This is a genomic window from Streptomyces sp. NPDC057877 (genome assembly GCF_042796855.1).
Lineage (GTDB): Bacteria > Actinomycetota > Actinomycetes > Streptomycetales > Streptomycetaceae > Streptomyces.
In genome coordinates, this window is sequence record NZ_JBHVMS010000001.1 from 455,264 (window position 1) to 469,500 (window position 14,237).

Annotated in this window: 4 protein-coding genes; all 4 read right to left on the bottom strand. The window is 72.6% G+C overall.

The features are described 5' to 3' along the window. Positions 1-180: 180 nt before the first annotated feature. The 4 genes from ACFVQG_RS02000 to ACFVQG_RS02015 are packed head-to-tail and all read right to left on the bottom strand — an operon-like array spanning position 181 to position 14,237. On the bottom strand, positions 181-10,086 hold the full coding sequence (locus ACFVQG_RS02000; protein WP_383375726.1) for a hypothetical protein: 9,906 nt from the start codon (positions 10,084-10,086) through the stop codon (positions 181-183). 41 nt (positions 10,087-10,127) lie between these two features. Then, positions 10,128-10,487, bottom strand: coding sequence for a hypothetical protein (locus ACFVQG_RS02005; protein WP_383375730.1), 360 nt, complete (start codon positions 10,485-10,487; stop codon positions 10,128-10,130). After that, complete coding sequence (locus ACFVQG_RS02010) at positions 10,484-10,957, bottom strand: YbaB/EbfC family nucleoid-associated protein (protein ID WP_383375733.1); 474 nt, start codon at positions 10,955-10,957, stop codon at positions 10,484-10,486. The genes ACFVQG_RS02005 and ACFVQG_RS02010 overlap by 4 nt, the downstream gene beginning before the upstream one ends. A gap of 13 nt (positions 10,958-10,970) precedes the next feature. After that, positions 10,971-14,237 (bottom strand): AAWKG family protein, encoded by a 3,267-nt coding sequence (locus tag ACFVQG_RS02015; RefSeq protein ID WP_383375735.1) that lies wholly within the window; start codon positions 14,235-14,237, stop codon positions 10,971-10,973.

Here is a 14,237-nt window from a genome sequence, read left to right on the forward strand (position 1 = left end):
GCCCTTCTTTTCGACGGCCGGTGACCGGAAATACGTATCCAGCTTCATTTCATACGCCACAGACATGTAGGTGAAGCTCCGGTGACCTGCGCGGACCAAAACAGTGAATGCCAGCCAACTTCCTTGTTGTGCAAGGCATCTGATGGAGCGTCGAGTGAAGTACCCGAGCGAGGCGGGAATTTACCCCACCTGCCTCTCGTACGGAAAACCGGGTGGCCCGGCATCAACCTGCGGGAGGAAATACCGCATGCCGTCGAAATAGAGCCGCACGGAGCCGTGCCGGGCGGTGCCGAAGGTGTGGTGGCGGCCGTCGGACGTGATGACGACGATCTCCACGCCGAGCACGTCGGCGGCCGTGGCGAGCGTGCGTTCCCCGTCCCCGCCGGGCCCTCGGGTGAGCAGCCAGGTCAGGTGCTGGGCGGGGGTCAGACCGAGGTCCCGCACGGTCGACGAGCCGCCCAGCAGCACCGCTTGGGCCGCCTGACCGGCGGTCGGTACGACGCCCAGGTCGGCCAGGTCGTCGAGCGGCACCAACTGCTCCGGGTCCGCCCACGGGCGCGGTCCGGTCGCCGGGAGCGCCGCCAGCAGCGCCTCGGCCAGCGGGAGTCCGGGGCGCGGCGCGGACGGTCCGGCGGTGACCTGGTGGAGCGGGTCGGCGAGTTGGTAGTGCTGGTCGTCCAGGAAGAGGACGAGGCGCGGGCGATCGCGCGCCGCCCCGTTCTGGTCGAGGAGTTCCGCGAGCCGTCCGGACCGGTCGCCGTCGCCGGGGGTGAAGTCGTGGAAGGTTCCGTCGCCGCGTACGACGGTCAGGTCGATGCCGAAGGTGCGTGCGGCGAGCACGGGCAGCAGGTCGGCGGCGCCGTGGTCCCAGCCCGCCCGGTGTTCGGCGTCACCCGGCCGCGTGAGCTGCGCGGCGGCCAGCCGGGCACGGGCGCCGTCGTCCAGGGCGGCGGAGTGCGGTACGACGCCGAGCGCGTCGAACTCGCGGCGGCCGGGCGTGCCCGCGGCCAGGTCGGGCGCGGGGCCCGTGAGCTGGATCTCGGCGGCGGTGAACTGGTCGCTCTCGTCGGGGGCGACGGCGGCCAGCAGGTCGGCGTCGGCGGGGTCGGACAGCCGGGCGGCCAGGAGGGCGCGCAGGGTGGCCGCCAGCGTCGGCGAGGCCGGGTCGATTCCGAACTCCGTGAGCAGGGCGGGGGCGTTGCGGGCCAGGCCCTCGGCGAGGGCGCGGAAGAACGCGTCGCCGTCCCTCGGGACGTCGACGAGGGCGTACGTGGTGTCGTCGGGCGAGGTGAGCCGGGCGCCGTCAGCGCTGCGGGTGTAGCGGGGGGCGGGCGGCGCCGGGAGGGTGGGTGGCGCCGGAGGGGCCGGGGGCGGGGTGACGGGGGCGGGTTCGGGCAGGCCGTCGAGCAGGGCGGTGCCCTCGTCGGTGGCGGCCAGTTGGTGCCAGCGGGTCAGCTGGTCGGTCGCCGCCCTGATCCGGTGGAACTCGCTGGCGGCCGTCTCCGCGGTGGCGCGCAGGGCGTCCAGTTCGGCGCGCCGCGCGTCGAACGCGGCCTGCGCGGCATCCCGCCGGACCGTGGCAGCGGCCCGCGCGGCCCGCGCGTCGGCATCGGCCCGCGCGGGCCCGACCAGCCGACGCGCGGCGGCGTCCTGCGCCTCCTCGGCCCGGCCGACCCGCTCGTCCGCGTCGGCGACCAGGGTGAGGGCGGTCCGCCGGGCGCGGTCGGGGTCGGGGTCCGAACCGGTGACCGTCCCCGCTCCGGTCGCGCTCCGCTCGGCGTTCCCCAGCCGGGTCGCCGCCAACTGGTGGGCGCGACGGGCCGCGTCGACCGTGCGGGCCGCGGTGGCGGCGCGGGTGGCCGCGGAGCGGGTGGCGGTGGTGAGGGCGGTCTCGGCGCGGGTGAGCGTGTCGGTGTCGAAGTCGTCGCCGGGGAGTTCGGCCCAGCCCTGGAGGGTGGCGAGTTCGTCGCGGGCGGTGTCGATGGCCGCCTGGGCGGCGATGCGGTCCCGCTCCGCCGCTCGCACGGCGGTGTCCAGGGCGGCGCGGGTGGTGTCGTAGTCGTCCGCGGCGGCGTCGAGGGTGCGGGCGGTCTCGCGGGCCTGGCGGGCGCTGTCCCTGGCCCGCTGAAGGGCCGCGTCGGCGGCGTCCGCCGCGGCCTGGAGGGAGGCCAGGGTGCGCGCCGCCTCGTCGGCGGCCGTGCGGGCGGCGGCCAGGGCGTCGCGGGCGGCGTCCCGTTCCTCGCGCAGGGGGAGGGCGGTGCGGCGCTTCTTCCAGTACGCCTGGTCCGCGCTGGTCCACGCCTTGCTCGCCTTGCCGACCGCGTCCCACGCCTGGGCGACCCGGTCGGGGAAGGTGCGGTCGCTGATCAGGCCGAGTTCCCGGGCGATGTCCTCGCGGATCCAGGCGAGGGCGTAGGTCCGCGAGCTGACCGCCTTGACGCCGGGGTGGCGGATGCCGAAGGTGCCGGACAGGAACCGGCCGACGCGGGCGTCCTTGATGCCACGGTGCACCTGGGCGACGCTGAGCCAGTCGGTGGGTACGGCGAACAGGAAGCTGCGGCCCGTAGCGGGTTTGACGTTGACGGACGAGAGCTGGTCCGCGCCGACCGGGGTGCCGTCGGAGTCGGAGGCGTACGGGCCGCTGACCGCGGCGCCCATCTGGTTGACCCCGGTCGCCTCGCTGCGCACCATGACGCCGCCGCCGAGGGCGGAGTCCTGGGTGTTCTCCTGGGAGACGGAGGTGCCGACGCCCTCCGCGGTCTCGCGCGCCACCTCCAGCTTCTTGCCGTCGGCGACGCTCAGCAGCACGGCGGCGCCGAAGTCGGGTTTGGAGAGCAGGGCGAGGCGGGCGGAGTCGGTGCCGAGCGGACCGCGGTGCGTCAGGCCCGGGACCTGGTAGCCGGACGTGGTGAGCGCCTGGTCGTAGAAGGCGGACAGCGCGGTGTTGGTGGTGCCGTCCTCCAGGGCCTGCGCGGGGGCGCCGCCGGGCCGGGTGAGCGCGGTGCCCCGGGCCCGCTTCAGCAGGGTGCGCCGGTCCCGGCCGTCGTCGAGGCCGGTGAGGTCGATGCCGTACGCCTCCGCGAGGGCGCGTTCGTTGGCCTCGTGGAGGTGGTCGAGGCCGACGATGCGGCGGACGTGGAAGCCGTTCTCCGGGAAGGTGAAGGGCCGCATGGTGCCGTCGCCGTGGCGGACGTCGGTGCTGAGCTGGCCGTGCCGGGGGCCGGAGCGGGGGCGGGTGGTGACGGTGAGGTCGGGCGGGGCGAGCCGGGGGTCAGGGGCGGGTGCCGAGGCGCCGGGGACCGGGGCCATCAGGCTCAGCGGCACGTGTTCCACGAGGGTGCCGACGTCACCGGTCTCGGTGACGCGTTCCTTGCCGGTGAACCGGCGCAGGGAGTCCCGGGTGGCCGCGTCGGCGGCATCGTCAGGGACGTCGTCGAACTCCAGGGTGAGCCGGAGCTGGTAGGGGGTGGCGACCTCGGCGTGCGGTTCGGTGGACGCGGCCCGGTAGGTGGTGCTGGTGGCGACGGAGTGTCCGGCGGAGATCTGGCGGCGGGAGGTGCCCGTCTCGGCGTAGGTGGGGCCCGAGGCCACGGCGGTGGGGTCGCCGGTGCCCACCTGTTCGCCGGTGAGCATGCCGAGGTCCTTGCCGGAGGTGTACTCCGCGCCCTGCTGGACGACTTCGACGGCGCGCCGGTTCTCCTCCATCTCGGTGCCGTGGTCGAGGGCGAGGAGGCCGGGGGTGCCGGGGAGCAGTTCGGCGCGGACCCGGGCGCGGTGTCTGCCGACGCGGACGCTGCCCCAGCCCCAGCCGCCGGACCGGGCCGGGGTGGCGGCGCCGGTGCCGGTGAGTTCGCGGTTCATGGCGCGCAGCACCCGGGAGGTGGCCAGGGTGCGGATGCGTTCCTGGGTGTGTTCGTCGAGGCCGAGGCGGGCGACCCTGCGCTGGAACCCGGCGAGCACGGTCGTCGGGTCGAGGGAGTTGACCGGGTAGGTGCCGAAGGAGTTGCCGCGCATCCACGGTTGCGGCGACCACTGGTCGCGGGTGTAGAGGGGTACGGGACCCATGCCGTCGTCGATCAGGTTCAGCCGGTGGGCGCTTTTCTCGGGCAGGTGGGCGAGCCAGCCGCCGGGCACGGTGAGCACGCTGCCCGCGGCCCCGGCGAAGAACGACGGCACGAAGGAGCGGCCCGCGGCGGCGGTGCCGAGCATGCTCGACGCCATCGCCGCCCAGTGCTCCACCGTGCCGGTGAGGAGCACCTGGTGGCCGAAGCCCTTCAGGTTGAGGTCGGCGACGACGCTGCGGCTGACGTTCAGGGTCTGCTGGGAACTCTCCGACCACGGGTTCAGGACGATGCCGTAGACGCCGACCGGGCCGGGGCCGGGGCCGTGCGGGACGACGTAGGTGAGCTGGCCGCCGAAGGAGTGCGTGACGCTCCTGCCGGTCTTCCCGGCGGCCTGGCTGCCGCTGCCGAGGATCATCTCGGTGTCCATGGCGATGGCGGAGGTGACGGCCTGGACGCCGGTGACGGTGGTGAAGTGGCGGAAGTTGGCCCACAGGGTGGCGTAGGGCGACTTGCCCATGAGGCCCGTGATGCCGAGGCCGAGGGCTCCGCTGCTCTGGTCGAAGTTGGCGGTGACGAACTGCGGCTGGAAGGAGCGCAGGATCGCCTCGCGGGCGGGCGTCCCTTCCTCCGTCAGCTGCCAGGCGCCGCCCGAGGCGGTGGCGACGACGTCGGTGACGGCGGCGAGGAGGCCGGGCGGCACGATGACGTTGATGGTCAGGAACGGGTGGTTCTGCAGGTCCCGGAAGATCTGGCTGCCGCGCTGCGCGGCCCGGCCGTCGGGCCGGGTGAGGTCGCCGGAGGCGAGCGCGAAGGCGCGGCGACGGGTCATGGGCGCCGGGGTCAGCGGGGCGCGCAGGGCGGGGTACGGGTTGGCGGCGCCCGGCCGGTGCGGGTCCACCGACGGGGTGTGCTGGTTCGGGACGCTGATGAGGATCTGGCCGGTGACGGGTCCGCCGCGCACCTGGGTGCCGTGGGCGGTGGTGCCGATCAGGACGTCCTGGGGGCGGCTGAAGACGAACGGCTGGGTGCCGAGCAGACCGAGCGTGGCGAAGCCGCGCAACAGCCCCCGGAACCGCCAGTAGCCGCCGTGGGTGACGGTGAGGGAGAGGTCGTAGCGGTAGAGGTGGGAGGGGCCGGTGCTCACCGACATCGGCTCGTTGGATGCCTGGTACCCGAAGCCGGACTCGTCGTCGTGCTGGATGCCGGAGCGCCAGCCGAGGCTCAGCACCCCGGAGTTGTCGGGGACGCCCACGTCCTCGTTGACGAGGCTGTCCGGGTCGCGGAAGCCGAGCTGGACGTCCGCGCCACCGGCCAGGGCGCGCTTGCGGCTCGCCTGGCCGTCGAGGCGCTGGCCGCCGGGGGCGCTGTGCCGCAGCTTCAGGTCGTCCTGGCGGCCCGCGTAGCGGCGGTTGGTCAGGTCGCCGTGCACCCAGATGTAGCGGTGGCCCTGGCCGAGGGTGCCGGGCTCGGTGAGGCGGATCCGGATGCCGGTGGTGATCAGCGCCTCCATGCCGCCGGACAGGCTCTGGTGGGAGAGGAGTTGGAGGATCTGGAGGGTGTTGCTGACGGCGGTCTGGTAGGCGTCGGCGTCGCTGAACCGGTGGGCCGGTGAGCGGCCCGCCGACGAGAACAGGGAACGGGCGCGGGCCACGACGCCGCGTGCGGCGGGCGGGGCGAGCTGGTCCAGGGGTGCGACCAGCCCCGGGTGGGCCTCGGCGACGGCGGAGACCACGACGTCGGCGAACGCGTCCGCGAAGGTGCGGCCGGGTGCGTGCGGGCCCGTGCCGTCGGTGCGGCGGCCGTCCGCGTGGGCGATCTCCTCGACGCGGTGCATGCCGAGGGTGACCGGGTGGTCGGCGGTGAGGTGGGCGGGCGCGAACGGCTCGGGCAGCCCGTGCCGCTGCCGCAGCCCGGTCCCGTCGTCCCAACCGGCCAGGCGGCGGGCCTCGGTACGGGTCATGCGGTCCACGCTCCAGGTCTGGAACACCCGCGGTGGTCCGCCGCTGCCGGACCGGCGCACATGGACCGTCTTCTTCACCAGGTACAGGCCGGTCGCGTCGCCCTTGACCTGGCCTGACGTCTTCAGCGCGCCGAAGCCGCCGAGCTGTGCCGCGCTGGACGCCGCGTACAGGTAGCGGAACGCCGGGCCGAACTGGAGGCGCAGGGTGAGGTTGCCGAGGTCGAGGAAGTTGAAGGCGGGGCCGAGGACCCCGTCGACGGAGAAGAAGGCTCCCCTGGTGAGAGCGCGGTCGTTGCGGACCGTCGAGGTGTTGATGTCGCGCAGCTCCGCCTTGGCCGTCTCGTCGATGAGTACGGCCTCGGTCGGGACGACCCGTTCCACGACGAAGAAGCCGAGCGGGGTCCGTTTGCGGTCGTCGGCGAAGAGGGGCGCCGTGGCGAGGCGGCCCTGCGCCAGCAGCCGGGCGTGCCGGTGGAAGGAGTCGGTGGAGAAGAAGGTGTCCAGTTCCTGGTAGGCGGTGCTGCCGGGTTTGACACCGAGTTCGGCCGCCGCCCAGTCGCGGATGCGGGAGACGGGGCCGAAGCCCTCCGTGCGCACCAGGCGGTACTGGGAGTCCTGGTCGAGCGGGATGGTGCGCGGGATGCGTCCCGGCCTGGACGGCTTGACCGCGCTGTCCGGCAGCCGCACCATCAGCCCGTCGCGGACGGCGAAGGAGCGGCTGCCGGGCACGGGGGCCGTCACCGGGTGTCCGTCGGCGTCGGTCACCCGCACGTCCAGGTACACGTCGTCCAGGTAGACCTTGGAGCCGTCGAGGGTGCGGGTCTCCATCTGACTGCTGACCTGGTCGGTCTGCCCGTAGCCGACCTTCTTGCTGACGCCGCCGCGCACCGCGAGCCGCCCGAAGCCGCCGAACACCATCGTCGAGACGGGGGCCAGGAAGGGCCCGGACAGGCCGAGTTGGGTGACCGACTGCACGCCCTTGCTCTGTCCGGCCTGGAGCGTGGCCCGCTCCATGGTGTCGATCTTGCTGGGGTCGCCGTAGTCGTCGGCGAAGCGGGACCAGTTGCCGTAGTGCCGGGCGGAGATGTGCAGCACCCGCGTCTGCTTCGCGGCGTTGCGGTACGGGAACTGGCGGCCCGTGCCGGTCAGGGTGCGGGGTCGGCGGGCGAGCGTCATGCGTACGTCGGCCAGCAGCCCCGCGCCGGGCGGCCCACCGCGGCCGGGGTCGCCGGGGCGCAGTGCCGCGTCGCTGTCCAGCAGGCCCTCGATCTGGGCGAGTACGTCGGGGATGCCGCGCAGGGTGACGTCGCTCTGCCCGAACGTGACCGGGTTGACGAGGAGTTCGGCCAACTGGTCCGCCGGTACGGCGGGCAGCAGCGAGGACAGGTTGTCGATGTACGCGGGAATGGCCGTGCCGTCGTCGAAGGCCGTGCGCGCGGGGATGGGGGCGGGGGCGGTAGCGGTGAGGTCGAGCCGCGGTGGCCGGGTGCGCTCCAGGTGGGAGTTGATCCAGTGCCGCTCGCGGGGGTGGGGCGGGGGGGCGGGCGGGTCGAGGTCCGGCCGGGGGATGACCTCGATGTCGTCGCCGTCGTCGTTGGCGTCCTCACCCTCCACGGTGGCCGTGGTGTCCGGGCCGGGGGCGGTCCCGCTGTCGCCCACCGTCGCCTGGGGAGCCGCCGGGGCCGGAACGGGCGGGTCGCTCACCGAGGTGCCCGTGGTCGCCACCGGGGGGCGGGGGGCGCGCGGTTCGGCACCCAGGTGCACGTCCGCCGTCGTCGTCACCGGGCGGCGTTCGTCCGCACCGCCGGTGGTGTCCGGTGTCGCCGTGGTCAAGTCCCCGACCAGCGCGCCGAGCAGGGCCAGATGACGGCCCCGCAGACCACCCTGCGCGAGCCCGCCCGGGGCTGGCCGGGTGTAGTCGCCGAGCAGGCTGCCCGGGATGTCGGGGCGCGCGGACGCGGCCGGGTCGCCGCCCCTGGCCTCGTCCCGCAGGCCCAGCTGGTGGGCGATCTCATGGGCGTAGTCGATCGGATCGGCATCCGCCCACCAGGCGGTACGGGTCATCGGCTGGTCGTGTCCCACCAGGCTGACCTGGAGCGCGTTGGGGTGCGTACCACCGCCCGACGCCTGCTCGACGGTCACGTGCAGCAGGTCGCCGTTGGGCAGGCGGTGACCCGCCGCGTTGAAGTACTCCTCCACACCGGCACGCACCTTGTCCCAGACCTCACCGGGCAGGCCCTCGGGTGGTCCGGCGACCTGAACGGTGAGATCGGTGACCCACTGCCCGTCGTACTCGAAGCGACGCGCCTCGAACATCGACCGGACGACATACTGCGTGGTCTCCCCCGGCCGCGCGGGGTCGTCGGGCGTGGAGACCGGGTCGACCCACGTGTGCGCCCGCGTCACCGGCTGCGCGGTGGAACGGGCGGCGTCGAAGGCGGGGTTGGCGGAGGTGACCCGTGGCACGTCGTCGGTGCCGGACTCGGGGGTCGGGCGTACGTCCGTGGCGTGCGGCGACGTGGTGTCGGCGCCGTCGGTGTCCGTGCCGGGCAGGGTCGTACGCGCGGACGCCCCGTTTCCCAGGGGGGTGCTCCCCGGCGAAGTCGTGCGGGGCGTGCCGCCGGGGGGGTGGGTGTCTCCCGCGAAGGGCGTGGAGGGGCTGGTGGTGGACGTCACCGGTGTCGGCCCACCGCTCGTCGGAGCCGGAACCGGGGTTGGCGTGAGAACCGGCGTCGGGACGGGCGTCAGGCCCGCTGTCACAGTGGGGTCGCTGACCGTCGGCAGAGGAGCCGGGACAGGTGCCGGGTCAGGTGCCGGGACAGGTCCCAGGTCAGGTCCCGGAACAGGTGCCGAAACAGGTCCCAGGTCAGGTCCCGGAACAGGTGCCGAAACAGGTCCCGGGTCAGGTACCGGAACAGGTCCCGAAACAGGTCCCGGGTCAGGTGCCGAAACGGGTCCCGGAACAGGTGCCGGAACAGGTGCCGGGACCAGTGTGGTCGTCGCCCGCGGCCCCCCGGTGGCGTCGGGGCCGCCGCCGCGCGTCTCGTCGAGGAACTTGGCGGAGTCGTTCGCCGTGCCGGAGTCGGTCGTCGGCCTGAACTTGTCGTGCAGCCACAGCGCACCGGCCAGCACGGCCCCGCCCGCGACCACGTCGAACATCGCACTCGTGCCGGAGCCGACGAAGGTCTCCCACTTGAAGTCCCAGTCGCCCTCGAAGGCACCCTGGATGAGGTACTCGCCGACCGACTCACTGACCGCGCCGACGACGAAGGCACCGCCGAGTTCACCGGCGCCGTTCAGTGTGATGTTCCAGTTGGGGTGGTTCTTGGCGAAGTGGTCGAAGTCGTCGAACCGCTTCTTCATCAGGTTCTTGAAGTACTGCCCGCCGAACTCCAGGACCGACCCGAAGAGGCCGATGACCGCACCGAACGCCGCCGCCTTGCCGATGTCCTTCCAGTCGATACCGTCCGGCTTGCGGCCCCCGGGGTTCAGCGCGATCTGCGCCAGGCGTACGGCGAGGGTCTGCAACGCCTCCTCGAACGCCTCGGTGAGCGTGGGCGCGAGGTGGGACATCCGCAGCAGGCGGTCGACGATGAGGAGAACGGCCAGCCTGCTGCGGGCCCGGGCGAGTGCCATCTTGGACAGCGAGGTGCCGCCGGTGATCGCGGCCAGCGCGGCGAGCAGGGCCAGCTCGATGAGGAGCATGACGATCTCGGCGATGATCTCCCACTTCGCCGCCTGGATGTTGATCGAGTGGTCGACCTGGCCGCGGGCGATGTCGTTCAGGTCGTCGATCATCCGGTTGAGGTGGTTCACCCCGCCGTCGTTGGTGAGCAGCGACAGACCCCGCACGTACTGGTCGCCCACGTCCTTGGGCAGGGAGGTGGACGCGTCGACGATCGAGCGCTGGATCTCGTCGCTGAGGTCCCGGATGCCACGGCCGAAGTCCAGGTAGAGGTCCTTGCTGGCGTAGGCGAGGTTCTCCCTGGCCTGCACCGGCATCTCGCCGATGAGGATCCAGAGCATCTTCCGTACGTCTTCCGGGAAGTTGATCTCCTGCACCCGAAGCTCCCGCTCGTCCCCGGCCGGTCCTGGCCCTCGCTCTAGTGGCGCCCGCCGCCGTCCCCGACCGCCCCCTCGGTACGCCGCTGGTGCTCGCGGATCCGCTCGGTGGAGTCGGTGCGGGTCTGCTCGATGTTCTCCAGCGCGGCGAGGGTCGCGGCGACCAGGCCGTCCAGCGCCTCGAAGAGGGTCCGGCTCGTCCCCAGGCAGTACTCGTTGTTGCTCTGGTAGACGGGGCGTACCTGGTGGGCGTAGTCGTCCGTCCAGCCGGGCCACTCGGTGTACACGCGCTCGCGGTTGGTGAAGTCCTCGCCGAGCGCGCGGGCCATCACGGGCAGCCGCTTCATCCGTTCGACGCTGGCCCGCAGGGCGTCGGGGTTGGCCTCGTACACACCGCTCATGACCGGTTCCCTCCTCGGGTCCGTCCGGGGTCGCCGTCCTCGTGGATCTCGTCGCGCAGCCGGTCGCCGCCGCGCCGGGACCCGCCGCCGGTCTCCGCGCTGAGCGCCGGTCCGAAGATGTGCTCCCAGTCGATGTCGACGCCGCGCAGTCCGGGCACGTTGCCGCTGGGTTCGGTCAGCGGACCGAAGACGTCCATCACCTCGCGGGCCATCCGGGCGCGGCCCCGCCCGACCGCCTCCATGACGGAGGCGGCGAGTTGGGCGGGGTTCATGGTGCGGTACTTGTTGTCCAGGAACTTCAGTCCGGTCAGCTCGCCGCCCGCGCCGACCGTGACCTCGACGGCGCGGTCCCGGGAGCGGACGGTCGCCGAGGCGGTGGCGAGCCGTTCCTCGGCCTGTGCGGCGGCGGCCCGTACGGCCTCCAGTTCGGCCATCGCCGCGGCGATGCGCTGTTCCATCGGTTCGCTCATGACGAGATCCCTCTCATCGGCCGATGACGGCGGGTGCGCCGCCCTCGTCGGTGCCCCACACGTCGTCGTCCTCCTGCGCCCAGGACTCCCGGGTGCGGTCGCCGCTCTGGGTCTCCGGCCGTCCTGCGGGTGCGCCGCCCGGCCCGCCCATGGGCAGGAAGGGGCTGGAGCCGGTGGTGGTCGCGGTGGCGCGGGGCGTGGAGACGCGTACGTCGTTCTCGTCCTGGCCCGCGCGGGTGGCGGCGCCGGTGCCGTAGCGACCGCCACGGGTGGAGAGCGGCTGGCCGTCGTCGATGACGTTCCGGACGCGTTCGGACTGCGACTGGCCGCCGCCCGCCCCCGTGCCACCCATCGGCATGCCCCCCATCGGCATCCCGCCCATGGGTGTGCCGCCCATGCCGACGCCGCCGGGCAGGGAGCCCGTGTTCAGGGGGGTGCCCAGGTCTCCGGTGGACGCCGAGGCCGGGGTGGCGTACGGCGGGGTGTCGACGGAGTCGTACGGGGAGTCGTCGTACAGCTCCTCCTCGTAGGAGCCGTAGTCGTAGGAGGGGAGGTTCCCTGAGCCGTACGAAGGGGGCAGCGTGGTCGGGCCCGTCGGCAGGTCGCCCGTGGTGCCGTTGAGGTAGCCGGAGCTGACGGTGCCGTCGGGGCGGGTGGTCGTGCTGGCCCCTGTGTCGGGGTCGACCGTGGTGACGGTGCCGTCCGGGTACTCGGTGACGATGTTCCCGTCACGGTCGATGCCGGTGACGCTGCCGTCGGGGTTGGGGAGCTGGTCGCCCACGTTGAGGGGGCCGGTCTGGACGGTGCCGTCGGGGAGGGTGACGGTCGCGGTGCGCAGGTCGGGGTCGACGCGGACGGTACTGCCGTCGGGGTACTCGGTGACGAGGCGTCCGTTGTCGTCGAGGGTGGTGACGCTGCCGCCGGGGTTGGTGAGCGTGTCGCCGGAGTACGGGCTGTCGGGGATGTCGTAACCACCGGGCAGGTCACCGGTGTTGAGGTCACCGGACCCGAGGTCACCGGACCCGAGGTCACCGATCCCGAGGTCACCCGTATTCAGATCACCACCGCCGACCACCCGAGAGGTCGGGTCGTCCGAGCCCGGCAGACCATCCAGGTCCAGACCACCGGCGACGGCCTGCGCCTCCTGGCGGGCGGCCTCCTGGCGGGCCTCGGCCTCCGCCTGGCGCTCGGCCTCCTGCCGCTCCATCTCGGTGAGCATCTGCTCCTGGCGCAGCTCCTGCTCGGTCTGGAGCCTGCGCTGCTCCTTCTCGGCCTCGGCCTGTGCGGCCTCCTGCTCCCTGAGCCGCTGTTCGGCCTTCTCCTCGGCCTCCTGCTGCTTGGCCTCGGCCTCCTGCTCCTTGGCCTCCTGCTCGGCCCGGGCCTCGGCCTCCTTGCGCTCGGCCTCCTCCTCGGCCTCGGCCGCCTTGCGTTCCTGCTCCTTGCGCGCGGCCTCCTGGTCGGCGCGGGCCTGGTTGAACTGGCTGATCTGGAGCTGCTCGGCGCGGGCCTGGGCCTCCTCCTGCTTGCGTTCGGCCTCCTGCTGCTTCGCCTCCTGCTCGGCGCGCAGTTGTTCGGCCTTGGCCTCGGCCTCCTGTTCCTTGGCCTCCTGCTCGGCCCGCAGCTGGGCCTCCTTCTGCTCGGCCTTGGCCTCCGCTTCCTGCTGCTTGGCCTCGGCCTCCTGCTCCTTGTTCTCCTGCTCGGCCCTGGCCTCGGCTTCCTTGCGTTCGGCCTCGGCCTTGGCCGCCGCCTCCTTGGCCTCCGCCTCCGCCTTGGCCGCGGCCTCCTTCTCGGCCGCCTCCTTCTCCTTGCGTTCGGCCTCGGCCTTGGCCTCCGCTTCCTTGCGCTCCGCCTCCGCCTTGGCCGCGGCCTCCTTCTCGGCCGCCTCCTTCTCCTTGCGTTCGGCCTCGGCCTTGGCCCGTTCGGCTTCCGCCTTCTGCCAGGCCATGAACTCCTCGTTCTTGCGGTTGGCCTCCTCGGCGGCGGCCTCGGCCTCCTCTTCCTTCTTCTTGTTCAGATCCTCGGTGTAGGAGCTGGTGAGGTCGTCCTCGCCGCGGGTGCGGACGGAGCCGAGGTCGATGTTCTTCGTGCCCCAGGCGTTGTGGATCTCGTCGAGGGCGGCGTTGGCGGGTTCGACGAGGTTCTCGATGACGGACGCCTGCCAGTTCTGCACGGCCCGCTCCCCCACCGCCTTCCAGGTGCTCAGCTGGTCGAGCGGGCCGAAGTTGTCGCTCTTGCCGAACCGGGTGGCGGTCTGGTCGAAGCCAGCCGTGGCGTGGTACGTCGTGTAGTAACTGGTCCCGTAGTAGCCGCCGATGCTGTTCACCTTGTAGGTGATGAGCTTGATGTTGCGCTCCCACACATGGTCGGTGATCTCCACGAGCAGGTCGTGCAGCCAGCGCAGCGGGTTGCCCATGTACAGCTCCCAGTGCGCCCACTTGGAGTGCAGCTTGAGGGCGGCGTTGCGGAACGCCCGGGACGCCTCGCGCAGCTCGTTGCCCTGCTTGGACCGGCCGCCCGCGGCGCCCATGTCCTTGGCGTAGCCCTCGTACTGGCGGTTGATGGTGTCGATGAGGTGCCAGAAGACCCCGGCGGCCTGCCCGCGCCAGGCGTCGTTCTGTTCCGTGCCGACCCGGCGCTGCCACTCCGCGACGGTCTGCTGCCGGTCGGAGAAGAACTGGGCGACCCGGTCGAAGGCGGCTGCGGCGGTGTCGAACGACTTGAGGCTGACGGCCTTCTCGTCGGCGACGTTGACGCCGTTCCAGGAAAAGCCGTGGGTGCCGTTGTCGGTGTTGAGGAGCGCCTCCAGGGCCCGCCCGGTGCCGTAGGCGTACTGGGTGAGCGGGGCGGTCGACCACACGGCGTCCTTGAGGCCGAGGTGTTCGGAGTACTGGCTCTTGAACTCCCCGCCCTCGACCACGCCACCCGCCGGGGGCGAGTCGGTGCTGTGGTTGCCGAGCATGGTGATCCGCGCCTTGTACATGGACACCTGGTCGCCCGCGGAGGCGTCGTCACCGCTCGTCATGTAGAAGGGGATGACGAAGTCGGTGTTCTCGATACGGTAACCGGCGTTCTCCACCCGCCAGTTGAAGTCGTTGGGGTCGACGTACTTGACGCTGCCCTGCTTGGTGATCTCCACCTTCATCTGCTTGATGCCCTCGTTGCCGAGGAGCTTCTCGAAGAGGGTGTGCCGCAGCGGCGCCTCGTAACCGGTGAGCAGGGCCACCGCCTTGTGCCAGGCGTCATTGTCAGAGGTGAGCGGTATGACGTTTTCTTCGGCCAC